The organism is Streptomyces albus subsp. albus (genome assembly GCF_000725885.1).
GTDB classification, from domain to species: Bacteria; Actinomycetota; Actinomycetes; order Streptomycetales; family Streptomycetaceae; genus Streptomyces; species Streptomyces albus.
On record NZ_JODR01000012.1, the window covers coordinates 169,588 to 193,616 of the forward strand.

15 protein-coding genes, 1 tRNA gene and 1 pseudogene are annotated in these 24,029 nt (G+C 71.7%); 12 read left to right on the plus strand and 5 right to left on the minus strand.

Translation table 11 applies throughout. The annotated features are described in order from the left end of the window. Positions 1 to 28: 28 nt before the first annotated feature. Positions 29 to 2,575, plus strand: coding sequence for an ATP-dependent helicase HrpB (gene hrpB / locus IO40_RS0115425; RefSeq protein ID WP_031175568.1), 2,547 nt, complete (start codon positions 29 to 31; stop codon positions 2,573 to 2,575). A gap of 83 nt (positions 2,576 to 2,658) precedes the next feature. Here the strand turns inward: hrpB and pgfA are convergent, their stop codons facing one another. From pgfA to polA, 4 genes are all read right to left on the minus strand, one after another. Beyond that, the gene (gene pgfA, locus IO40_RS0115430) at positions 2,659 to 3,738 is read right to left on the minus strand and encodes a cell envelope lipid trafficking protein PgfA (protein WP_016468241.1); all 1,080 of its coding nucleotides are present in this window, start codon (positions 3,736 to 3,738) and stop codon (positions 2,659 to 2,661) included. Between the two features lie 13 nt (positions 3,739 to 3,751). Then, positions 3,752 to 3,886, minus strand: a complete 135-nt coding sequence (locus IO40_RS36975) for an SPW_0924 family protein (RefSeq protein ID WP_016468242.1) — start codon at positions 3,884 to 3,886, stop codon at positions 3,752 to 3,754. Positions 3,887 to 4,836: 950 nt separating this feature from the next. Next, complete coding sequence (locus tag IO40_RS0115440) at positions 4,837 to 6,504, minus strand: lytic transglycosylase domain-containing protein (RefSeq protein ID WP_016468243.1); 1,668 nt, start codon at positions 6,502 to 6,504, stop codon at positions 4,837 to 4,839. Between the two features lie 591 nt (positions 6,505 to 7,095). Next, positions 7,096 to 9,840, minus strand: coding sequence for a DNA polymerase I (polA, locus tag IO40_RS0115445; protein WP_030408612.1), 2,745 nt, complete (start codon positions 9,838 to 9,840; stop codon positions 7,096 to 7,098). A gap of 167 nt (positions 9,841 to 10,007) precedes the next feature. Here polA and IO40_RS0115450 point away from each other — a divergent pair, with 167 nt between their 5' ends. The 8 genes from IO40_RS0115450 (at position 10,008) to IO40_RS0115485 (ending at position 19,598) form a co-directional block, all read left to right on the plus strand. Next, complete coding sequence (locus IO40_RS0115450; RefSeq protein WP_031175570.1) at positions 10,008 to 12,287, plus strand: FdhF/YdeP family oxidoreductase; 2,280 nt, start codon at positions 10,008 to 10,010, stop codon at positions 12,285 to 12,287. A gap of 88 nt (positions 12,288 to 12,375) precedes the next feature. Then, entirely contained in the window at positions 12,376 to 12,828 is a 453-nt protein-coding gene (locus IO40_RS0115455) for a PaaI family thioesterase (RefSeq protein WP_031175571.1), read from the plus strand. Between the two features lie 131 nt (positions 12,829 to 12,959). Then, a complete protein-coding gene (locus tag IO40_RS0115460; RefSeq protein ID WP_052439600.1) occupies positions 12,960 to 13,538 on the plus strand; it encodes a hypothetical protein in 579 nt (192 codons plus the stop codon). Between the two features lie 300 nt (positions 13,539 to 13,838). After that, positions 13,839 to 15,092 (plus strand): branched-chain amino acid ABC transporter substrate-binding protein, encoded by a 1,254-nt coding sequence (locus IO40_RS0115465; RefSeq protein ID WP_031030970.1) that lies wholly within the window; start codon positions 13,839 to 13,841, stop codon positions 15,090 to 15,092. 107 nt (positions 15,093 to 15,199) lie between these two features. Further along, the gene (locus tag IO40_RS0115470; protein WP_016468249.1) at positions 15,200 to 16,129 is read left to right on the plus strand and encodes a branched-chain amino acid ABC transporter permease; all 930 of its coding nucleotides are present in this window, start codon (positions 15,200 to 15,202) and stop codon (positions 16,127 to 16,129) included. 5 nt (positions 16,130 to 16,134) lie between these two features. Continuing rightward, positions 16,135 to 17,973, plus strand: a complete 1,839-nt coding sequence (locus tag IO40_RS0115475; RefSeq protein ID WP_016468250.1) for a branched-chain amino acid ABC transporter permease — start codon at positions 16,135 to 16,137, stop codon at positions 17,971 to 17,973. A gap of 6 nt (positions 17,974 to 17,979) precedes the next feature. Beyond that, entirely contained in the window at positions 17,980 to 18,885 is a 906-nt protein-coding gene (locus tag IO40_RS0115480; protein WP_016468251.1) for an ABC transporter ATP-binding protein, read from the plus strand. Then, positions 18,882 to 19,598 (plus strand): ABC transporter ATP-binding protein, encoded by a 717-nt coding sequence (locus IO40_RS0115485; RefSeq protein WP_030408707.1) that lies wholly within the window; start codon positions 18,882 to 18,884, stop codon positions 19,596 to 19,598. The genes IO40_RS0115480 and IO40_RS0115485 overlap by 4 nt, the downstream gene beginning before the upstream one ends. Positions 19,599 to 19,650: 52 nt before the next feature. On the opposite strand, the gene IO40_RS0115490 is transcribed toward IO40_RS0115485, so the two are convergent. Next, entirely contained in the window at positions 19,651 to 20,364 is a 714-nt protein-coding gene (locus tag IO40_RS0115490; RefSeq protein WP_016468253.1) for an ANTAR domain-containing response regulator, read from the minus strand. Between the two features lie 86 nt (positions 20,365 to 20,450). On the opposite strand from IO40_RS0115490, the gene IO40_RS0115495 reads away from it, so the two are divergent. The 3 genes and pseudogenes from IO40_RS0115495 (at position 20,451) to pepN (ending at position 23,975) form a co-directional block, all read left to right on the plus strand. Continuing rightward, positions 20,451 to 20,535 (plus strand) — tRNA-Leu (locus tag IO40_RS0115495). Positions 20,536 to 20,623: 88 nt separating this feature from the next. Then, positions 20,624 to 21,418 (plus strand): annotated as a pseudogene (locus tag IO40_RS35890) (hypothetical protein); the annotation flags it as partial. Positions 21,419 to 21,455: 37 nt separating this feature from the next. Next, the gene (pepN, locus tag IO40_RS0115505) at positions 21,456 to 23,975 is read left to right on the plus strand and encodes an aminopeptidase N (protein ID WP_031175575.1); all 2,520 of its coding nucleotides are present in this window, start codon (positions 21,456 to 21,458) and stop codon (positions 23,973 to 23,975) included. Positions 23,976 to 24,029: the final 54 nt, after the last annotated feature.

The window sequence follows — 24,029 nt, forward strand, 5'->3', positions numbered from 1 at the left end:
CGGCGCACGGCGGCGGGAGAATGCCGCCGTGCGCCACGACCAGTTGTTGCAGCTCCCCATCGGCGAGGCCCTCCCCCGGCTGCGGGACGCCCTCGACCGGCACGGCTCCGCCGTCGTCCACGCCCCTCCCGGCACCGGCAAGACGACGCTGCTCCCCCTCGCCCTGGCGGGGCTCCTGGCGGACGGCGCCCCCGCGCGCAGGGTCCTGGTGGCCGAGCCGCGCCGGCTGGCGGCACGCTCCGCCGCCCGCCGGATGGCCTGGCTGCTGGGCGAGGAGGTGGGCGGCAGCGTCGGCTTCACCGTGCGGGGCGAGCGCCGCGCGGGCCCGGACACCCGGGTCGAGGTCGTCACCACGGGCGTCCTGCTGCAACGTCTCCAGCGCGACCAGGAGCTGTCCGGGGTGGACGTCGCCTTGCTGGACGAGTGCCACGAGCGCCATCTGGACGCCGACACCGCGCTGGCGTTCCTGCTGGACGTCCGCGACACGCTCCGCCCCGACCTGCGGCTGATCGCCGCGTCGGCGACGCAGGACAGCCAGGCGTGGGCGCGGCTGCTGTCCGCTCCCGTGGTGCGCGGGCGCGGTACGAGCCACCCGGTGCGCGTCCTGCACGCCCCTCCCCCGCCCGGGGTGCGGCCCCCGCACGGCACATGGGTGGACCCCGCACTGCTGCGGCACGTCGCGGCGACGGTCCGGCGGGCCCTGGCGGAGGTGCCCGAGGGCGACGTGCTGTGCTTCCTGCCCGGCGTCGGGGAGATCGGCAGGGTGGCCGCACTGCTGGACGGCGTGGACGCGCGGGTGCTCCAGCTGCACGGCCGGGCGCCGGCCCCGGTGCAGGACGAGGTGCTGCGGGGCGCCGTGGACGGTGTCCGCCGGGTGATCCTCTCCACGTCCGTCGCCGAGTCGAGCCTGACGGTGCCGGGTGTCCGCGCCGTGGTGGACGCGGGTCTGGCGCGGGAGGCGCGCACGGACCATGCGCGCGGCCTGGGCTCGCTGACCACGGTGCGGGTCTCGCGCGCGGGCGCGGAGCAGCGGCGCGGGCGGGCCGGCCGGGAGGCGCCGGGTGTGGCGTACGCGTGCTGGGCCGAGGCCGAGGAGGCGGGACGCCCGCGCGAGCCCGCCCCCGAGATCAGCGTCGCCGACCTGTCCGCCTTCGCCCTCCAGACCGCCTGCTGGGGCGATCCGGACGCGGCGGGGCTGGCCCTGCTGGACGCGCCGCCCGCCGGTGCGATGGCCGCGGCGCACGAGACGCTGCGTGCGGTGGGGGCGCTGGACGAGGGCGGCCGGGTGACCTCGCGCGGGCAGCGGATGGCCCGGCTGGGCGTGCATCCGCGACTGGCGCGGGCGCTGCTGGACGGCGCGGCCCTGGTCGGCAGCGAACTGGCGAGCGAGACGGTGGCCCTGCTGAGCGAGGAACCGCCGCGGGCGTACGGGGACGACGCGGCCGAGGCCCTGCGGCGGGCCCGCGCCGGGCGCCGCACCGACCCGTACGGGACGCGCTGGGCCGCGGAGGTGCGGCGGCTGCGGTCGCTGCTGGGCCGCGAGACGCGGCGGCCCGCGGGGATGACCGACGAGCGCGGCGTGGGCACGGTCGTCGCCCTGGCGCAGCCCGAACGTGTCGGCCGGGCCCAGGAGCCGGGCACCTACCTGATGACCGGCGGGACGCGCGCCGGTCTGGCCGCGGAGAGCGCTCTGCGCGGCACGCCGTGGCTGGCGGTCGCCGTCGCGGACCGTCCGGCGGGCGCCGCCACGGCACGGGTGCGGCTGGCCGCCGCGATCGACGAGGAGACGGCCCTGGCCGCGGCGGACGCGCTGCGCACCGTACGCCGCGAGGTGCGCTGGGACCCCGACGCGGGCCCGCGCGGCGAGGGCGGCGACGTGGTGGCCCGCGAGGTGGAGTCGCTGGGTGCCGTGCGGCTGTCGGCACGGCCGCTGACCGACGCCCCGCCCGCGCGGTTGCGCGAGGCCGCGCTGGACGGGCTGCGGCGGCAGGGACTGGGGCTGCTGCACTGGTCCGAGGCGGCCCGCTCGCTGCGCCGGCGGCTCGCCTTCCTCCGCCGGGAGCTGGGCGAACCGTGGCCGGACGTGTCGGACGAGGCGCTGCTGGAGCGGGCCGGCGACTGGCTGGGCCGGGTCCGCTCCCGCGCCGACCTGGGCCGGGTGGACGCCGGGAACGTGCTGTCGGGGACGCTGCCGTGGGCGTCGGGGCAGGCCGCACGGCTGGACGAGCTGGCCCCGGAACGGATCGAGGTGCCCTCCGGCTCCCGGATCCGGGTGGACTACGAGCCGGAACAGCCGGTGCTGGCGGTGAAACTCCAGGAGATGTTCGGCGCGCGCGAGACCCCCCGCATCGCGGACGGCCGGGTGCCGCTGCTGATCCATCTCCTCTCCCCGGCAGGCCGTCCGGCCGCCGTCACCGCCGACCTGGCCTCGTTCTGGGCGGACGGCTACCGCGGCGTACGGGCGGAGCTGCGGGGCCGCTACCCCAAGCACCCCTGGCCGCAGGACCCCGCGACGGCGGAACCCACCCGGCACACCAAGGCCGGGGCCGGCCGGCAGCGGCCCCGGCAGGGCTGAGCGGAGGCGGCGGCCCGCAGCGCGCCACGTCCGGCGGGCGCCCGCGCCGTGCGTACGGCGGTGCCGGGTCCGGGCGCGTACGGCTAGACGGGCTGCCGGTGCCTGCCGCCGCCCGGCGGGCCGGTGGCGGGCGTCCCCTCGGTGCCGGTTCCCCCGCCCGGACCGGTCCCGTCCCCGGCGGGGCCGTCGTCGCCGACCGCCGCTCCTTCGCCCGCCGTGCCGCGCCCGCGCCCGCGTGACCGGGCCTCCAGGGTGAGGGAGAGCGCCAGCAGCAGACCGCCCAGGACGAGGAAGCCCCAGGGCAGGTACGCCGTCAGGGCGAGGACCAGACGGCGCTGGGAGCTGACGAGGTCGACCGTGGCCTCCTGGAAGTCGGGCCGCATCTTCACATGCCCCGCGAAGGCCGTCAGGGGTTTCCTGCCGGGCTGGTCCTTCCAGCGCATCTGCTCCTTGTGGATCTCCTGCCCGTCCACGGGCGCGCCGGTGACCGGTTCGACCCAGAACATGCGCTTGGTGGTGTACCAGCGTTCCAGGCCGACCTGTTCGACGGTCTCGGGCGTGGCGCCCAGCGGCAGACGCTTGGGCACCTTCACCTTCGTCCAGGGGATGGTCTGCTCGAAGTAGTAGGTCTCCAGGCCGTGCACGGTGCGGGTGCCCTTGTAGTGGATGGGCGCGGAGGTGCGGGCCTGGAAGTCGTAGTACTGGTAGTCGCGTTTCTCGGTGAGGAACGGCCACTTGAACTCGATGCCCTCACGACGCACCGGATCGCCGTCCACCGACTCCCCCCGGGCGTGGACGGGCTCTTGGGTGTGCGCGTCGAAGATGTACCGCTCGGGGATGGCGGAGACGAGTTTCCCCTTGTGGTCGGCCACATAGCTGAGGGTGTCCCAGACGACGACGTCGCGGTCGGTGTTCCGCTCGATCTTCTCGGACGCCTCCACGTTGCCCTTGAGGGTCTGCACGATGCTGACCTTCGGCACCTTCTTCGACCGCATGGTGGCGTAGTCGAGCAGGGTCGCGTTCTTCGCCTCCAGGACCATGGTCTGGTACTGGCTGGGCGGGATCTTCGCCAGCCGGGGAAAGGCGTACCAGCGGATGAGCGGCGAGAGCGCGGCGAAGAACACCGCGAACGCCAGCAGGACCAGGCTCGCTCTGCGGCGCATGCTGCCTCCCGCTCTACGGGTGCTCGGGGACGGTGGTGTGCAGGGGCTTCTTCGAGGTCTCGCCGGGCGGCACGCCCATGGCGGTGATCGCGAAGACGAGCGCGAGAGCGGCCACCAGGCCGATCCCGGCGGCGACGAGGGCACGCATGTCCACCTCCCGGTGGGGTGGCCGGCGACGAAGACAACTGACGTGTCGTCAGGTCGGGGTCGCACCGTAGCAACGCCCGCGCGGGATGGGAACCGTGGCGGACGAACGCCCCGCGCCGGTGACCTCGTGCGCCACACCCGGCCCCGGCACCACTGCCGCCACCGGGCACCCGGGCCCGCCGGCACAGCACCCCGGCCTGCCGGAACGACGCCCGGGCCGCCGCACGACGGGAGGTGGCCGCCGGCGCGACGGGAGATGGCCGCCGCACGACGGGAGGTGGCCGCCGGCGCGACGGGAGATGGCCGCCGCACGACGGGAGATGGCCGCAGGCGGGCAGGGAGACTGCGCGTACGGCGAGAGGGCCGCCTGCACGGCGGGCAGACAGCCGACCCCACAGCGGGAGAGCTGCCCGCACGGCGGGGAAGGCCGCAGGCGAGGGCCGCCCGCGCGACCGGAGGGCTGTCGGCACGACGGGGAAGGCCGCAGGCAGACAGGGAGACTGCGCGTACAGCAAGAGGGCCGCCCGCGCGACCGGAGGGCCGTCAGCACGACAGGGAAGGCCGCAGGCAGACAGGGAGACTGCGCGTACAGCAAGAGGGCCGCCCGCACGGCGGGCAGACAGCCGACCCCACAGCGGGAGAGCTGCCCGCACGGCGGGGAAGGCCGCAGGCGAGGGCCGCCCGCGCGACGGGAGGTGGCCGCCCGCGCGACGGGAGGGCTGTCGGCACGACGGGGAAGGCCGCAGGCACGGCGGGAGGGCCGCCGGCACGGCAGGGAGACTGCTCGCACAGCGAGAGGGCTGTCGGCACCGTTGGAGGCCTGTCGGTTCCACGGCGGGCGGGCTGCCGGCTCGGCGGCCAGAGCGCTCCGGTGCCCGCGCACGGCACCGCCCCCGGTGCTCGGGCGCCGGGGGCGGTGAAGGGTTCGGCCGGGGAGTCCGGCCGGATGTCTCAGCCCTTGATGGTGAGCTGCACCTCCACCTTCGCGCCGCCCTCGGCGGTCAGCGTCAGGGTATAGGTGCCGGGCTTGTCGTCCGCGCGGAGCCCGGACAGCCTGGCGACACCGTCCGGACCGGTCTCGACGGTGACCGGGGTGCGGACCTGCTTGCCCTGCTGGTCCACGGAGAAGAACGGCCCCTTGGCGGTGTCGGCCAGTGTCGCCGTCAGCGTCGTACCGGCCAGCGGCTTGCCCTTGCGGGTGGCCTTGACCGCGATGTCGGCGAAGGTGCCGTTCTTGTCGGCCACCAGCGCGGTCGTCTCCGTGCGGGTCACCTTGTCCGCCTGCGGCGCGGTCACCGTGGCCTTGAAGTCGACCGTGCCCAGGTTCTTGCCGACGGCCGTGGCACGGATGGTGAACGTGCCCGTCTTGGCACCCGCGGCGAGTGCGGGTGCCGTGGCCACCCCGTCGGCGCCCGTGGTGACGGTCGCCTCCTTGGCCCCGCCCTCGAACGTCGCCTGCGTGCTGCCCCGGATCTCGAAGCGGACCTTGACGCCCTTGACGGACTTGCCCTTGGCGGTCTCGGCCCTGACACCGGGGCGGGCGGCGAACGTCTCGCCCGCGACGGCCGTGATGTTCTGGTCGGTGGCGCGCTCGAGGGCGTGCGGGGCGGTCGGCTCGGGGGACGGCTTGTCGTGGCCACCGCCCTTGCCGCCGTCCTTGCCGTCCTCCTTGTCGCCGTTGCCCCGGCTGCCGCCGGAGCCCTTGCCGGGCTTGGTGGCTGAGTCGTCCTTGCCGCCGTCCTTGCCGCCGCGCTCCGGGGTGCCCTTGACCGGGCCGCCGCCGGGCTCGCCCAGGCCGGGCACCGACACCGGCGGGATGTCGCTGTCGGGCACGGCGTGGGTGCCCTTGCGGTAGAACTCGAACCAGGCCAGGACCGTGCGCAGATACTCGCTGGAGTTGTTGTAGCTGAGGATCGCGCGGTCCAGATCGGCCTTCGCCGACAGGTCGCGGCCGTCCGCGCACAGATACTTCCCGGCGGCCAGCGCGGCGTCGTGCACGTTGTTGGGGTCCTTGCGCCCGTCGCCGTTGCCGTCGGCGCCCCAGCGCGCCCACGTCGAGGGGATGAACTGCATCGGGCCGACCGCACGGTCGTACGTCGTGTCGCCGTCCCACCGGCCGCCGTCGGTGTCCTTGATGTTCGCGAAGCCGGCGCCGTTGAGCACCGGGCCGAGGATGGGGCGCAGCGTCGTGCCCTCCTTGTCGACCGCGCCGCCGCGCGCGTGCCCGGACTCCACCTTGCCGATGCCCGCCAGCAGCTCCCAGCGCAGCCCGCAGCCGGGCGTGCTGGTGGCCAGCGACTTGGCGGCCTTCTTGTAGGCGGCGAGCACCGACTTGGGGATGCCCGACTTGTCGCCCACACCGCCGGGGGCCGAACCTCCGGGCGGGTTCGGGGATTCCAGCGGCGGCAGCTCCATGTCGTAGCTGCCGTCACCGGGCGAGGCGTCGCCGGCCGCGTCCGCGCCCTTGCCGTCGTGTCCGCCGAGCCCGACACCGGGCGCCTGGGAGGCGGTCAGTGCCGCCATGACGACCGCGGCGATCGCGGTGCCGGCCAGCCCCCTGCGGTATCTGGTGCTGCTGAGTCTGCGGCGTCGCCGGTGCCCCGATGCTGATGCCTTCACGGCTTCCTGCTGTGCAGCGTGCCTGCCCCGGTATCGCGCCATAGGTCAGTCCCCGTCCTCTCCCCTTCGGACGCAATCACCCGCAATCAGGGCGACCTTACGGCACAGTAGCCGACAAGTCAGGGGGCGTCGGCCACTTCCGCCGCTCCCCACCGGCTTCGGCCATCCGTTCCCTGCCGGTTTCCCCACCGTTCGCCCCGATGCTTCCCCAACGTCCCCGGCTGCGGGTGCGGTTCCCCGCCCTTCCGGGCATTTGCACGGGCCCGTTTCCCACCGGTTCCGGTATCGCGGGCCCGTTTCCCCACCGGTTCCGGGTATCGCTGGGCCCGCCCTCCCGCCCGTTCCGGACGAAGCACGGCAGCCCGTGCCCCGTCCCGGGCACAGCACAGCGGCCGTACCGGGACGGCGGGAAACCGGGCTCCCGGCCGGGCCGGCCCGCCTTGGGTGTGCGGGCCCGTACGCCGAGCCCCGTCCGTACGCGACCGCCCCCGGACCGGGGCCGGAGCCGGGGCCGGGAGCCGAAACCGGAGGGCCGGCCACCGGAGGGCCAGGGTCGCCCGCGGGGTGCGCGGGGCCCCGGCCGTGGGCCGTTCAGTGCGCGGCCGACTCCCAGTCCTGGCCGACGCCGACCGAGACATCGAGCGGTGCCCGCAGCGGAACGGCGGAGGCCATCCGGTCCCGCACCAGCTTCTCCACCTGCTCCCGCTCCCCCGGTGCGATCTCCAGCACGATCTCGTCGTGCACCTGGAGCAGCATCCGGGAGCGGAGCCGCTCCTCGCGGAGCGCGGCGTCGACCTTGAGCATGGCCACCTTGACGATGTCGGCGGCGGTGCCCTGGATGGGGGCGTTGAGCGCCATCCGCTCGGCCATCTCCCTGCGCTGCCGGTTGTCGCTGGTCAGGTCCGGCAGATAGCGGCGGCGTCCCATGATCGTGTGGGTGTAGCCGGTGGCGCGGGCCTCCTCGACGGTGCGGCGCAGATAGTCCCGCACCCCGCCGAACCGCTCGAAGTAGGTGTCCATCAGCCCCCGCGCCTCGTCGGGGGTGATGCCCAGCTGCTGCGAGAGGCCGAACGCCGACAGCCCGTAGGCCAGCCCGTACGACATCGCCTTGATCTTGCGGCGCATCTCCGCGTCCACGGCGTCCTTGCCGACGCCGAAGACCTGCGCGGCCACCGTGGTGTGCAGGTCCTCGCCCGAGGTGAACGCCTCGATGAGGCCCTCGTCCTCGGACAGGTGGGCCATCACCCGCAGCTCGATCTGGCTGTAGTCGGCGGTCATCAGCGACTCGTAGCCCTCGCCGACGCGGAAGCCGCGGCGGATGGCGCGGCCCTCGTCCGTGCGCACCGGGATGTTCTGGAGGTTCGGGTCGGTGGAGGAGAGCCGTCCGGTGGCGGCCACCGTCTGGTTGAAGGTGGTGTGGATGCGGCCGTCGGGGGCGATCGTCTTGATCAGGCCCTCCACCGTGGTGCGCAGCTTCTGCTGCTCCCGGTAGCGCAGCATGATGACCGGCAGTTCGTGTTCGGTCTGCGTCGCCAGCCAGGCCAGCGCGTCCGCGTCGGTGGTGTAGCCCGTCTTCGTCTTCTTCGTCTTGGGCAGGCCCAGTTCGCCGAAGAGGACTTCCTGGAGCTGCTTGGGCGAGCCCAGGTTGAACTCGTGCCCCACCGAGGCGTGCGCCTCGCTGACGGCCTGCTGCACGGCGTCCGCGAACTGCTGCTCCAGCCCCTGGAACCAGGTCCGGTCAGCGGCGATGCCGGCGCGCTCCATGCGGGCCAGCACCTCGGAGGTCGGCAGCTCCAGTTCGCGCAGCAGACCGGCGGCGCCCACCTGCTCCAGCCTGGCCTCGAAGGCGGTGCCCAGGTCCAGGACGGTGCGGGCCTTGACCATCAGCGCCTCGGCCTCGGCCTGCTCGTCCACCCCGAGGGCGAGCTGTCCGTCGGATTCGGCCGTCGGCCCCAGCTCCCGGCCCAGGTACTCCACCGACAGCGCGTCCAGTGCGAAGGAGCGGCGGCCCGGCTTGTCCAGGTAGGCGGCCAGCGCGGTGTCCATCCACACCCCGGCCACGCGCCAGCCCTGCTCGGCGAAGACCCGCATGAGCGCCTTGGCGTCGTGCATCGCCTTGGGCTTGCCCTCGTCGGCGAGCCAGGCGGCGAAGGCCCGCTCGTCGCCCTCGGTCAGCTGCGCCGGGTCGAACCAGACGGCCGGGCCCGATCCGGTGGCCAGCGCGATCTCGCTCACGCTGCCGCTGCCCAGCTTCCACACGTCGACCGTGCTGACGCCGAGCGTGGCGCCGCCGTGCTGTTCCAGCCAGGGGGCGAGGGTGTCGGCCTCGATCACGGTGCCGTCCAGTTCGACGCCGCCCGCCGCGGCCGGCTCCTCCTCCTGTACGGCGGTGCCCGGGTCCACGGCGAAGAGGCGGTCGCGGAAGTTCTGGTGGCGGAACTCCAGGGCGTCCAGGATGACGGCGAGCGCGTCCCGGTCGTAGGGGACGCGGGAGAGGTCCTCGGGACGGTCCGGCAGCGGGACGTCGCGCACCAGCTCGGTCAGCCGGCGGTTGAGCAGGACGGACTCCAGGTGGGCGCGGAGGTTCTCACCGGCCTTGCCCTTGACCTCGTCCGCCCGCTCGGCCAGTTCGGCGAGGGAGCCGAACTGGTTGATCCACTTGGTGGCGGTCTTCTCCCCGACGCCGGGGATGCCCGGCAGGTTGTCGGAGGGGTCGCCGCGCAGCGCCGCGAAGTCCGGGTACTGCTTCGGGGACAGTCCGTACTTCTCCGCGACCTTCTCGGGGGTGTAGCGGGTCAGCTCGGAGACGCCCTTGGTGGGGTACAGCACCGTGACGTTGTCGCTGACCAGCTGGAAGGTGTCGCGGTCGCCCGTGACGATCGACACCTGGAAGCCCTCGGCCTCGGCCTGGGTGGCGAGCGTGGCGATGACGTCGTCCGCCTCGTAGCCGTCCACGGCGTAGCGGCGCACCCGCATGGCGTCCAGCAGCTCGCCGATCAGCTCGACCTGGCCCTTGAACTCGTCCGGGCTCTTGGAGCGGTTCGCCTTGTACTCGGCGAACTCCTCCGAGCGCCAGGTCTTGCGGGAGACGTCGAAGGCGACGGCGAAGTGCGTGGGGGCCTCGTCACGCAGGGTGTTGGCCAGCATCGAGGTGAAGCCGTAGATCGCGTTGGTGGGCTGGCCCGTGGTGGTGTTGAAGTTCTCCGCGGGAAGTGCGAAGAATGCCCGGTATGCAAGGGAATGCCCGTCCATGAGCATCAGGCGGGGCCGTGCCTCGCCGTCCTGCGCGTGCGGAGTCGCTTCTGGTGCCGTCTTTGATGCTGCCTTCTTAGCCACGTGCCGATCCTCGCATGCGGCTGTGACAATGACGGGGCACGCCGGTACGGGGTCGCGCTTTCGGGGCCGGACCCCCGGCCCGGGAAGGCCCCGCCGGGCGCCCTACGCCGGGCACCGGACGGCACCCCCCTGCCCGCGCACCGCGATCGGTGGCACCATCAAGTGCTATGACGCGGAAGGCTCCCTCCAGTGATCCCGTACAGGACGCGCCCCAGGTAGGGGCGCCCGCACACGCCGCCGCCGGGCTCCCGGCGGTCGCGCACTCGCTGCGGATGGCGCGGCAGCAGATGGGGGTGAAGCGGACCGCGCTGACGCTGCTGCGGGTCAACCAGAAGGACGGCTTCGACTGCCCCGGCTGCGCCTGGCCGGAGGGTGACGAGCGGCACACCGCGGAGTTCTGCGAGAACGGCGCCAAGGCGGTGGCCGAGGAGGCGACCACCCGCCGGGTCACCCGGGCGTTCTTCGCCGAACACCCGGTGGAGGACCTGGCCCGGCGCTCCGGCTACTGGCTCGGCCAGCAGGGGCGGCTGACCGAACCGATGTACCTGCCCGAGGGCGGCGACCGGTACGAGCCGATCAGCTGGGACGACGCCTTCGCGCTGATCGCCGAGGAGCTGCGGGCGCTGCCCTCGCCCGACGAGGCGGTCTTCTACACCTCCGGCCGCACCAGCAACGAGGCCGCCTTCCTCTACCAGCTCTTCGCCCGCGAGTACGGCACCAACAACCTGCCCGACTGCTCCAACATGTGCCACGAGTCGTCCGGCTCCGCACTGACCGAGACCCTCGGCGTCGGCAAGGGCAGCGTGCTGCTGGAGGACCTCTACAAGGCCGACCTGATCATCGTCGCGGGGCAGAACCCGGGCACCAACCACCCGCGGATGCTCTCCGCGCTGGAGAAGGCCAAGGCCGGCGGCGCGAGGATCATCACGGTGAACCCGCTGCCCGAGGCGGGCATGGAGCGGTTCAAGAACCCGCAGACCCCCAAGGGCCTGGCCGCGGGCGGCACCCCGCTGACCGATCTGTTCCTCCAGATCCGCATCGGCGGCGACCAGGCGCTCTTCCGCGCCCTGAACCGGCTGATCCTGGAGCGGGACGCGGTCGACGAGGAGTTCGTCGGCGCGTACACCCACGGCTTCGAGGAGTTCGCCGAGGCGGCCCGCGCCGCCGGCTGGGACGAGACGCTGGCCGCCACCGGCCTGGAGCGCGCCGAGATCGAACGCGCCCTGGAGATGGTGCTGGCCTCCCGCCGCACCGTGGTGTGCTGGGCGATGGGGCTCACCCAGCACAAGCACTCGGTGCCCACCATCCGCGAGGTCGTCAACTTCCTGCTGCTGCGCGGCAACATCGGCCGCCCCGGCGCCGGGGTCTGTCCCGTGCGCGGACACAGCAATGTGCAGGGCGACCGCACCATGGGCATCTTCGAGCGGCCCGCGCCCGCGTTCCTGGACGCGCTGGAGAAGGAGTTCGGCTTCGCCCCGCCGCGTGAGCACGGCTACGACGTGGTGCGGGCCATCCGCGCCATGCGCGACGGCAAGGTGAAGGTGTTCTTCGCCATGGGCGGCAACTTCGTGGCCGCCTCGCCCGACACGGAGGTGACCGAGGCCGCGATGCGCCGCGCGCGGCTGACCGTGCACGTGTCCACCAAGCTCAACCGGTCGCACTGCGTGACCGGCGCCCGGGCGCTGATCCTGCCCACCCTGGGCCGCACCGAGCGGGACACCGGGCCCGGCGGCGACCGGTTCGTGACCGTCGAGGACTCCATGGGGATGGTGCACGCCTCCCGCGGCCGGCTGGCGCCGGCGAGCCCCCACCTGCTGTCCGAACCGGTGATCGTGGCGCGGCTGGCGCGGACCGTGCTGGGCGGGAAGTCGGCCACCCCGTGGGAGGAGCTGGCCGACGACTACGCCCTCATCCGTGACCGCATCGCGCGCGTGGTGCCCGGTTTCGAGGACTTCAACGCCAAGGTGGCGCGCCCCGGCGGGTTCGCCCTGCCGCACGCGCCCCGCGACGAGCGGCGCTTCCCCACCGCCACCGGCAAGGCCAACTTCACCGCGGCGCCCGTGGAGTACCCGCGTGTGCCCGAGGGCCGGCTGCTGCTGCAGACCCTGCGCTCGCACGACCAGTACAACACCACCGTCTACGGGCTCGACGACCGCTACCGCGGCATCAAGAACGGCCGCCGCGTGGTGCTGGTGCGTCCCCAGGACGCGCTGCGGCTCGGCCTGCCCGACGGCTCGTACGCCGATCTGACCAGCGAGTGGAGCGACGGGCGGGAGCGGGTGGCGCGCGGCTTCCGCGTCGTCCACTACCCGACGGCACCCGGCTGCGCCGCCGCCTACTACCCGGAGACCAACGTCCTGGTGCCGCTGGACGCGACCGCCGACACCAGCAACACCCCCGCCAGCAAGTCCGTCGTGATCAGGCTCACTCCGGCCGAGGCCGGCTGAGCGCGCCGCGGGCTTAAGCTCGGATCCGGCCGGTCGCGGCACAGGGCGGCCGGCCGGCCGAGGCGACAGACGATCGGAGCAGCGACGCATGGGCGAGCAGGCCGGGACCGCATTCCCCCAGGAGATCCTGGACCAGTGGGAGGGATCGGGAGTCGATCTTGCGGCGTACTTCTCCGCCGGCGCCCTCGGCGAACGCATGGGCCTGCGGATAGTCGAGGCGAGCCCCGAACGCGTCGTCGGCACGCTGCCCGTCGAGGGCAACACCCAGCCCTACGGGCTGCTGCACGGCGGCGCCTCTGCCGTGCTCGCCGAGACGCTGGGTTCGGTGGGCGCCATGCTGCACGGCGGCCCCGGCAAGGCCGCCGTGGGCGTCGATCTGAACTGCACCCACCACCGCGGGCTGCGCTCGGGCACCGTGACCGGGGTGGCGACCCCGCTGCACCGGGGGCGCTCGACGGCCACCTACGAGATCGCCGTCACCGACGAGGAGGGGCGCCGTGTGTGCTCCGCCCGTCTGACATGCCTGCTGCGGGACGCCTGACAGCCGGACGAGCAGCACCCGCACTCCCAGGGCACCCCACCGGTACGGCGCCCGCCTGTTGCGGCGCCGCCCCTTCCGCCGGATTCTGACCGGTGTGGCCGCGCGCCGCACCGGCGCGGGAGGGGGGCAGCGTGGGGGACGTCATCACCGGCGGCGGAAACGGGCCCGGGCTCTTCGAGCGGTGGTACGGGCTGCCGGCGCGCATCCGGCGGCCGGCCGCCGCACTCGCCGTCGCCGCGGTGCTCGCGGGCGGCGTGGCCGGCCACGCCCTCACCCGGCCCCGGCCCGGACCGCCTCCGGCGCATGCCGCCGTGCACCGCGTGCCGTACCCGGTGCACAGCACACGCCTCGCCTGGGCGGGGCTCGACCGGGTGGACACCGCCGCCCGCACCTTCCGGGTGGGCCTGCGCGTCGACACCGACGACCCCGTGCTGGTGCGGCGCGTCACCCAGACCTATGACGCGCTGGAGATGGAACTGGTCCCTCCGCGGACGGTCGTGGTACGGCCCGGACGGCCCGTGCGCGTGTGGGCGAAAGCCCGAGTCAACTCCTGCCACACCCTTCCCATAGAGGCCCGCCACCCCTTCCTCGAGGTGACGCTGTGTAACGCCCGCGCGGCTCAGGAAGTCTCCTTCCTCCCCGGGCGTGATTACGCACGGACACTCACCCGTACGCTCCGTACGCTATGCGGACCCTCGGCCGGTCCTTGATCGGTGACCTTGCGGACCAACTGCGGCTTCGGCCCGCGCAACGCGTCCGCCATCTCCCCGAAACGAAGGGGAAGTTGACACAAGATCAGCTTGAGGCCGGGCCGTTGTGTGACGGTGATAACAAGACAGTCACATCCTCGACTTGACCTCTGCCCGTCTTCACAACCTCCCCTTAGAGTCACCGCCAGTCACCGCGCCGCCGGGCGTGCATGACAAAGCACCGATCTGTACCACTCGTACGGCCCGGCGCGCGATACGGCCACTCACGTCATGAGGGCCGCCTCGGGGAAAGGACTGATCGTGCGTCACCGTTCCTTGCTCGTACTCACCACCACCGTCACGGTGGGCGCTCTCACCCTGTCGGCGTGCGGCTCGCGCGACGACAAGTCCGGCGGCGGTGACAGCGGTGCCAAGACCACCGTCGTCATCGGCGTCGACGCACCACTGACGGGCGATCTGTCCGCACTGGGCCAAGGCATCAAGAACTCCAGCGACCTCGCCGTCAGGACCGCGAACAAGAACAACGAGGTCGACGGCGTCACCTTCAAGATCCAGGCGCTGGACGACCAGGGCCAGGCCGGCACCGGCCAGCAGAACGCCACCAAGTTCGTCGGCAACCCGGACGTCATCGGCGTCGTCGGGCCCCTCAACTCGCACGTCGGCCAGTCCATGCAGAAGGTGTTCGGCAACGCGGACCTCGTCCAGGTCTCGCCCGCCACCACCGCCCCCGAGCTCACCCAGGGCCCCAACTGGCAGAAGGGCAGCAAGAAGCGGCTCTTCGACACCTACTACCGCACCTGCGCCACCGACGCCGTGCAGGGCCCGTACGCCGCCCAGTACCTGTACACCAAGCGCAAGCTGAAGAAGGCGTACATCATCGACGACAAGAAGACCTACGGCGCCGGACTGGCCGGCACCTTCACCGACGAGTTCAAGAAACTCGGCGGCAAGGTCGTGGGCACCGACCACATCAACCCCGACGACCGTGACTTCTCCGCCGTCGCCACCAAGGTCGCCAAGTCCAAGGCCGACTTCGTCTACTACGGCGGCGAATACCCGGCCGGCGCCCCGCTCAGCGCCCAGATCAGCAAGGCCGGCTCCAAGGCACTGGTCGTCGGCGGCGACGCCCTCTACAGCGACGAGTACGTCAAACTCGGCAAGAAGAACGTCGAAGGCGACCTGGCCACCTCCGTCGGCGCCCCGCTGGAGACCCTCGACACCGCCAAGGCGTTCATGAAGAACTACAAGGCGGCCGGCTACAAGCTGCCCTACGAGGCATACGGCGGCTACGCCTACGACAGCACCTGGGCCGTCATCCAGGCCGTCAAGGCGGTCGTCGAGAAGAACGACGGCAAGCTGCCCGGCAGCGCCGACAACCGGGACGAGGCCCGCAAGCAGATCAACGAGGCCATGAAGGACGTCAGCTTCGACGGCGTCACCGGCCAGGTCGCCTTCGACAAGTACGGCGACACCACCAACAAGCAGCTGTCCGTGTACGAGGTCAAGAACGGCAAGCACAAGCCCGTACAGACCGGGACGTTCCAGGAGAACTGACCCGCACCGCCGCCCCACCCCGCCCCAACAGAACGCACCTCATGCCGCGCGGGGGCGCTCCCAGGCGCCCCCGCGCAGGCATATCTGACACACCCAAGGAGTCCCCGGTGCACGGTCTGCCGGATCAGCTGGCGAACGGACTCGCACTCGGCGCGTTGTACGGCCTCATCGCGATCGGGTACACGATGGTCTACGGCATCGTCCAGCTCATCAACTTCGCCCACGGCGAGATATTCATGATCGGCGGCTTCGGCGCGCTGACCGCCTACCTGTGGCTGCCCGACGGCACGGGCCTCGCCCTCGCCCTCCCCCTGATGATCCTGCTCGGCGTGGTCAGCGCCGTGCTCGTCGCCGTCGGAGCCGAACGCTTCGCCTACCGCCCGCTGCGCGGCGGGCCCCGCCTCTCCCCGCTGATCACCGCGATCGGCCTCTCCCTCGCCCTCCAGCAAGCCGTCTGGGCCTTCTACCCCGACGCCAAGAAAGCCCGGCCCTTCCCGCAGATCGGCGGCGCCGACCTCGACCTCGGCTTCGTCACCCTCTCCCGCGAAGACCTCTTCATCTTCGTCTCCGCCCCCATCTGCATGCTCGCCCTCGGCCTGTTCGTCGCCAAGACCCGCACCGGACGCGCCATGCAGGCCACCTCGCAGGACCCCGACACCGCCAAACTGATGGGCATCAACACCGACCGCATCATCGTGATGGCCTTCGCCATCGGTGCCGCGTTCGCCGCCGTCGCCGCCATCGCCCAGGGCTTCAAGACCGGCGAGGTCAACTTCCGGATGGGCTTCATCGCCGGCCTCAAAGCCTTCACCGCCGCCGTCCTCGGCGGCATCGGCAACATCTACGGCGCCATGGTCGGCGGCCTCGTCCTCGGCGTCGCCGAAGCCATGGCCACCGCCTACATCGGCGACATCCCCGGACTCGAACAGTTCGGCGGCGGCTCCTGGAAGGACGTATGGGCCTTCATCCTGCTCATCCTCGTCCTGCTCCTACGACCCCAGGGCATCCTCGGCGAACGCCTCGCGGATCGGGCGTGATACCCATGACGACACAGCACACCGACCTCACCACAGCCGGCGACGGACCCGCCCCCACCACCGCGGGCCGCCCACCCCTCCCCCTCAACGCCGACCCGCACACCAGCCGCCGCCTCGGCCGCCTGCTGACCGGCGCCGGAGCCGTCCTGTCCTTCGCCGCCACCATGCTGCCCTGGACCTGGACCGCCGAGTTCCCCGGCGACCTGACCATCGCCTTCTACCCGGCCGGACTCCAGCTCCTCACCCTCGCCGCCGCCCTGCTGACCGCCGCCCTGCTGCTGGCCTCAGCCGGCGTCACCGGACTGCGCTGGCTCACCCCCGGCGGCAAACACAGCGCACTGCTGCTGATGACCCTCGCCAACCTCGGCGTCACCTGGTACACCGCCGGAGCCATCGCCACCGAACTCGGCGGCCTCGTCAACTTCGAACCCGGCATGTGGATCGGCGTCGCCGGCACCCTCCTCGCCGTCATCGGCGCCCTCGCCCTCCCCACCGACCTGCCCCCCGGCGCCGACGGCGGCACCCCGGCAGCCGGCCCCTGGCAACGGCTGCGCCACGCCTTCAAAGCACCCGCACCCGGCAGCCCCGCACCCCTGCCCGGCTGGGCCGAGATCCTCATCATCTGCGCTTCCTGCGCCATCGGCCTGTACGCCTTCGCCTACGGCATCGAAGCCGAGGACGGCCCGCCCTTCATCGGCTTCCTCGTCATGGCCGCCTTCGCCGCCCCCGCCCTCGGCAAAGCCGGACTCTTCCGGCGGCTGTCCGCACTGACCGCACGCCACCGCGGCGTCACCCTCGCCGCCGCCTTCGCCGCGGCGCTGCTCTTCCCCGTCACCCAGAGCAACGAGGCCTACACCAACATCGCCGTCAGCGTACTGATCTTCGCCACCGTCGCCCTCGGCCTCAACATGGTCGTCGGCCTCGCCGGCATCCTCGACCTGGGATACGTCGCCTTCCTCGGCGTCGGCGCCTACACCGCCGCCCTCGTCTCCGGGGCCGAGACCTCCTCCATCGGCCTGCACGTCCCCTTCTGGGCAGCCGTCCTCATCGGCGCCGCCGTCGCCCTCGTCTTCGGCCTCGTCATCGGCTTCCCCTCACTGCGACTGCACGGCGACTACCTCGCCATCGTCACCCTCGGCTTCGGAGAGATCTTCCGCATCTCCGTCCAGAACCTCGACGGCGACTCCGGCCCCAACGTCACCAACGGGCCCAACGGCATCCCCAACATCCCCGACCTGGAGATCTTCGGCTTCAACTTCGGCGACGAACACACCCTCCTCGGCTTCGAACTCGGCAGGTTCGCCAACTACTACCTGCTCATGCTGCTGTTCACCGCCCTCGTCGTCACCGTCTTCCGGCGCTCCGACAACTCCCGCATCGGCCGCGCCTGGATCGCCATCCGCGAGGACGAGACCGCGGCCCGCGCCATGGGCGTCAACGCCTTCCGCCTCAAACTCATGGCCTTCGCCCTCGGCGCCACCCTCGCCGGCATGGCCGGCACCGTCCTCGCCCACGTCGAGTTCTCCGTCAACCCCGAGTCGTACAAATTCGTCCACACCGCACCCCCCAACTCCGCCTTCCTCCTCATCGCCGTCATCCTCGGCGGCATGGGCACCGTCAGCGGACCCCTCATCGGCGCGGCCCTGCTCTACCTCATCCCGGCCAAACTCCAGTTCATGGCCGACTACCAGCTGCTGCTCTTCGGCATCGCCCTCATCCTGCTCATGCGGTTCCGGCCCGAAGGCCTCATCGCCGACCGGCGCAAACAGCTGGAGTTCCACGAGACGGGACAACTCGACATACCCGCCCCAGCCACCGCCGGCCTCGGCAAGACGGAGGCGTGAGACCAGATGACGACCACCCCGACCACCGACAGCGCCCCCGCCCCCCGCAGCGGCACGGGCGGCGCCGTCCTCGAAGCCTCCGGCGTCACCATGCGCTTCGGCGGCCTGACCGCCGTCCGCGACGTCGACCTCACCGTCCGCGCCGGCGAGATCGTCGGCCTCATCGGACCCAACGGCGCCGGCAAGACCACCTTCTTCAACTGCCTCACCGGGCTCTACATCCCCACCGAAGGCACCGTCCGCTACAAAGGCACCGTCCTGCCCCACCGCTCACATCTGGTCACCCAGGCAGGCATCGCCCGCACCTTCCAGAACATCCGCCTCTTCGCCAACATGACCGTCCTGGAAAACGTCCTCGTCGGCCGCCACACCCGCACCCACGAAGGACTCCTGTCCGCACTCGTGCGCGGCCCCGGCTTCCGCCGCGCCGAACGCGACTCCGAACAACGCGCCATGGAACTGCTCGACTTCACCGGACTCGCCGCCAAACGCGACCACCTCGCGCGCAACCTCCCCTACGGCGAACAACGCAAACTGGAGATCGCGCGCGCCCTCGCCAGCGAACCCGGCCTCCTCCTGCTCGACGAACCCACCGCCGGCATGACCGCCATCGAAACCACCGCCACCCGCGAACTCGTCCTCGCCATCCGCGAACAAGGCACCGCCGTCCTCGTCATCGAGCACGACATGCGGTTCATCTTCAACCTCTGCGACCGCGTCGCCGTACTCGTCCAAGGCCAGAAACTCATCGAAGGCACACCCGAGACCGTCCAGAACGACGACCGCGTCATCGCCGCCTACCTCGGCACCCCCTTCGACGGCGAACCCGGCGAAGCCGAAGCCGCCGAAGTCCGCGCAGCCGAACAGACCGGGACCGCCGGCACCGACACCACACAGGGAAAGGCGGACTGATGGCCCTGCTCGAAGTCGAGGACCTCCGCGTCGCCTACGGAAAGATCGAAGCCGTCAAAGGCATCTCCTTCACCGTCGAAGCCGGCGAAGTCGTCACCCTCATCGGCACCAACGGCGCCGGCAAGACCACCACCCTGCGCACCCTCTCCGGCCTGCTCAAACCCCTCGCCGGAAAAATCACCTTCGAAGGACAACCCCTCAACGGCGTGGGCGCCCACAAGATCGTCTCCATGGGACTCGCCCACTCCCCCGAAGGCCGCCGCATCTTCCCCCGCCTCAGCATCGAGGAAAACCTCCAGCTCGGCGCCTTCCTCCGCAAGGACACCGACGGCATCGCCGCGGACATCCGCAACGCCTACGACCGCTTCCCCATCCTCGGCGAACGCCGCCGCCAAGCCGCCGGCACCCTCTCCGGCGGCGAACAGCAGATGCTCGCCATGGGACGCGCCCTGATGTCCCGCCCCAAACTGCTCATGCTCGACGAACCCTCCATGGGCCTCTCACCGATCATGATGCAGAAGATCATGTCCACCATCAGCGAACTCAAAGCCGCCGGCACCACGATCCTGCTCGTCGAACAGAACGCCCAGGCGGCGCTCTCCCTCGCCGACCACGGACACGTCATGGAAATCGGCAACATCACCCTCTCGGGCACCGGAGAAGAACTCCTCCACGACGAATCGGTACGCAAGGCCTACCTCGGCGAGGACTGACGCACCGGCCCACCAAGGGGCGCCCCGGACCACCGGGGCGCCCCCACAGCCCTCACTGCTTCTGCTGCTGCTCCTGCTGCCGCTTGCGCTCCTCGCCGTCGGCGATCACCGCCTCGGCCACCTGCTGCATCGACAGCCGGCGATCCATCGACGTCTTCTGGATCCACCGGAACGCCGCCGGCTCCGTCAGCCCGTACTGCGTCTGCAGCACACCCTTCGCCCGGTCCACCAGCTTCCGCGTCTCCAGCCGCTGCGAGAGGTCCGCGACCTCCTTCTCCAGCTCCTTCAGCTCCGCGAACCGCGACACCGCCATCTCGATCGCCGGCACCACATCGCTCTTGCTGAACGGCTTCACCAGATACGCCATCGCCCCCGCGTCCCGCGCCCGCTCCACCAGCTCCCGCTGGGAGAACGCGGTCAGCATCAGCACCGGCGCGATGCTCTCCTCGGCGATCTTCTCCGCCGCGGAGATACCGTCCAGCTCCGGCATCTTCACATCGAGAATGCACAGGTCCGGGCGGTGCTCGCGGGCCAGCTCCACGGCCCGCCGGCCGTCACCGGCCTCGCCGACGACGGTGTAGCCCTCCTCCTCCAGCATCTCCTTGAGATCCATCCGGATCAGGGCCTCGTCCTCCGCGATCACGACCCGCCGCGTCGCCGGAGGCACGTGCGCGCTGCCGCTCGTCTGGGCAGCCGCCGCCTCACCGGGGTGCTGCTGGTCGGCACGGGGGACACTCTCAGACTCGGGGACGTCCGCGGCGCTCACTGGGCTCCTCGTTTCCGCACAGGTGGGGCCTTCGAGCCTACCTAGGAGCGCGCCGCGCCACGCACACGGTAGGCTTTCGGGCGCCGGCCCGGTTGGTGGAACTGGTCAGACACGCGGCGCTCAAACCGCCGTGCCCTTCGGGGCATGTGGGTTCGAATCCCACACCGGGCACCGCGATTCCCGTGCCTTCATCACTCGTACGAGTGATGAAGGCATCGTTCTTTCCCCAGGTCACCGGCGTCGGCGTGATGCTCCCCACATGGAACAGCACGGGGATTCGAAACGGGTGCAGGCGCTCGACCTGCATCGCCTGGGTATGTCGAACCGCGAGGTGGCGAACCGCCTCGGTGTCCCTTACGGCACGGTCGGTTACTGGCTGCACATGGACCGTAAACGCAGGGCCGCGCCCTTACCCGGGCGCGACGGGCGGCGCCGACTGTGCCCCCGCTGCGAGGGCGGCTCGTTCGACCGGGAGGCCTACGCCTATCTGCTGGGCCTCTACCTCGGGGACGGCCACATCGTGCAGTACTCCGGGCACAGGGTGCCCAGCCTCATGGTGACCTGCGCGGACGTCTGGCCCGGTCTGATGGCCGCGTGCGAGACGGCGATGCGGCGGGTGTTCCCCCACAACTCCGTCTGCAAGGCCCGGAAGAAGGGGTGCCACAACGTGAAGGTGTACTCCCAGCACCTGTGGTGTCTCTTCCCCCAGCACGGCCCCGGCAAGAAGCATGAGCGGGCCATCGAGCTGGCCGGCTGGCAGGAGGAGATCGTCGAGGCCCACCCCTGGGAGCTGATCCGCGGGCTGGTGCACTCCGACGGCTGCCGGATCACCAACTGGACGACGCGCGTGGTCGGCGGACGGCGGAAGCGGTACGAGTACCCGCGCTATCTCTTCACCAACAAGTCCGACGACATCAGGCGGCTCTACTGCCGGGCCCTGGACCGGGTCGGTGTCGAGTGGAAGGTGACCCGGCGCGGCACGGTGCCGTACAACGTCTCCGTGGCCCGCAAAGCCTCCGTAGCGCTGATGGACGTGCACATCGGGCCCAAGCACGGACGCACCGGTGCCGGACGGGCGGAAGTGGGGCACCATGGCGCGCATGGTCGTGTTGACGCGTGCGGAAGCGGAGCAGCGGGCTCGGGTTCTCAGGGTGCGGGGGTATGCGGTGGACCTCGACCTGACGTGTGGGGAGGAGGTGTTCGGCTCGACCTCCGTGGTGCGGTTCGAGGTGCTGGAGGAGGGTGCGGACACGTTCGTCGAGGTGCGGCCGGCCGAGTTGTTGCGGGTGGAGCTGGACGGTGCGGCGCTGGACGGCGGGGAGCTGCTGGAGGGCCGGTTGCCGTTGCGGGGCCTGGCGGCGGGTGAGCATGTGCTGCGGGTCGAGGCGCGGATGCCGTATTCGCGGGTGGGCGAGGGGATGCACCGGTTCACGGATCCGGAGGACGGCCGGGTCTATGTCTACACGATGTGCTGTATGGCGGATGCGCCGATGGTGTTCGCCTGTTTCGACCAGCCGGATCTGAAGGCGGTGTTCGAGGTCTCGGTGACCGCGCCGGAGGGGTGGACGGTGCTGGGGAACGGGGTGGCGTCGCGGTCGGGGGCGGGCCGGTGGGTGTGTGCGCCGACGCCGCCGATCAGTACGTATTTGATGGCGGTTGCGGCGGGGCCGTTCCATTCGGTGCGCTCGGAGCATGCGGGGTTGCCGTTCGGGCTGCATGTGCGCAGGTCGCTGGGGCGGTATCTGGAGGAGGACGCGGCGGAGCTGCTGGAGATCACGCGGCGGTGTTTCGACCGTTATCACGAGATTTTCGACGAGCCGTATCCGTTTGATTCCTATGATCAGGCGTTCGTGCCGGAGTTCAATTCGGAGGCGATGGAGAATCCGGGGCTGGTGTTGTTCCGGGACGGGTTCATCAGCCGGTCGGCGGTCACGGACACGGAGCGGCAGACGCGGGGCATCGTGATCGCACATGAGATGGCGCACATGTGGTTCGGCGATCTGGTGACGTTGCGCTGGTGGGACGATTTGTGGCTGAACGAGTCGTTCGCCGAGTACATGGGGTATCAGGTGCTGGGCGAGGCGACGCGGTTCACGGATGTGTGGACGGATTTCTCGGCTTCGCGGGCGGGCTGGGGTTACGACGCGGATCAGCGGCCTTCGACGCATCCGGTGGCGCCTGCGCCGGACGAGGTGCCGGATACGGCTGCGGCGCGCGGCAATTTCGACGGGATCAGTTATGCGAAGGGTGCGGCTGCGCTGCGGCAGTTGGTGGTGTGGCTGGGGGAGAAGAGTTTTCTGGCGGGGATCAACGAGCACTTCGTGCGGCACCGGTTCGGCAATGCGACGCTCGGGGATTTCCTCGATTCGCTGGCGCGTGCTTCACAGCGGGATGTGCGGGCGTGGGCGCGGGCGTGGCTGCGGACGACGGGGGTGGACACGCTGGTGCCGCGGGTGGGTGAGTCGGAGGGGAGGCGCTGGTATGTGGATGTGGAGCATCGTGGTGCGCGTCCGCACCGGCTGGCGCTGGGTTTGTACGACCGGGCTGCGGCGGACGGGTCGCGGCTGGTGTTGCGGGAGCGGCTGGAGCGGGAGGTGCCGTCGGACGGTGGCCGGCTGACGGTGACGTTGGAGGGGCCGCGTCCGGATCTGGTGCTGGTGAACGATCTGGATCTCACGTATGCGAAGGTGCGGCTGGATCCGGTGTCGTGGGGGACGGTGCGGTCGGCGTTGTCGGGGTTGCCGGGGCAGTCGTCGCGGGCGGTGGTGTGGAACGCGGCGCGGGACATGGTGCGGGATGCGGAGTTGGGGCCGTTGGAGTATGTGCGGCTGGTGCGGGCGCATCTGCCGCGGGAGTCGGACGATGCAGTGGTGCAGGGGGTGCTGGCGTTCGCGCGGGGGTTCGCGGTGGACCGGTATCTGGCGGGGGCGGAGCGTGCGGAGGCGCTGGAGCTGCTGTCGGGGGTGTGCGGTGAGGTGTTGACGACGGCTCCGGTGGGGTCGGGGCTGCGGCTGACGGCTGCGCGGTATGCGATCGACTGTGCGTCGGTGCCGGAGGAGTTGCTGGAGTGGCGTGCGGCGGGTGAGGTGCCGGGGGGTGGGCCGGTGCTGGATGCGGAGCTGCGGTGGCGGTTGTTGCTGCGGTTGTCGGTGCTGGGTGCGGTGGATGCGGCCGAGGTGGCGGCTGCGGGTGGGGCGGACCGGAGTGCGCGGGGTGCGGAGTGGGTGGCGCGGTGCCGGGCGGCGTTGCCGGATGCGGGGGTGAAGGAGGAGGCGTGGGCGGCGATGTTCGGGGTGGAGGGCCGGCTGTCGAACCAGTTGTTCGCGGCGACGGCGCAGGGGTTCTGGCAGGCGGAGCAGGCGGGGTTGCTGGGTTCGTTCGCGCGGCGGTTCTTCCCGGATGTGGTGGGGCTGGCGGAGCGGCGGGGGCCGACGTTGGCGGAGGTGGCGGGGCGGTACGCGTTCCCGGCGGTGTGTGTGGCGGAGGAGACGCTGGCGGCGGGTGAGGAGTGTCTGGCTTCGGCTGGTCCGGTGCCGGCGTTGCGGCGTCGGCTGGAGGATCAACTGGACGATCTGCGGCGGGCGTTGCGGGTGCGTGCGGCTGCGGGGTGAGGCCGGGGGCTGAGGCGGGGTTCACCCGGTCCGCGGCCTGGTGCGGGCGCGGGC

Bases quoted from the DNA above. Each gene is read 5' to 3' on its own strand.
- pgfA (WP_016468241.1), bottom strand. From the start codon at position 3,738: ATGCGCCGCAGAGCGAGCCTGGTCCTGCTGGCGTTCGCGGTGTTCTTC.
- IO40_RS0115455 (WP_031175571.1), top strand. From the start codon at position 12,376: ATGGGCGAGCAGGCCGGGACCGCATTCCCCCAGGAGATCCTGGACCAG.
- IO40_RS0115480 (WP_016468251.1), top strand. From the start codon at position 17,980: ATGACGACCACCCCGACCACCGACAGCGCCCCCGCCCCCCGCAGCGGC.
- IO40_RS0115450 (WP_031175570.1), top strand. From the start codon at position 10,008: ATGACGCGGAAGGCTCCCTCCAGTGATCCCGTACAGGACGCGCCCCAG.
- pepN (WP_031175575.1), top strand. From the start codon at position 21,456: ATGGCGCGCATGGTCGTGTTGACGCGTGCGGAAGCGGAGCAGCGGGCT.
- IO40_RS0115475 (WP_016468250.1), top strand. From the start codon at position 16,135: ATGACGACACAGCACACCGACCTCACCACAGCCGGCGACGGACCCGCC.
- IO40_RS36975 (WP_016468242.1), bottom strand. From the start codon at position 3,886: ATGCGTGCCCTCGTCGCCGCCGGGATCGGCCTGGTGGCCGCTCTCGCG.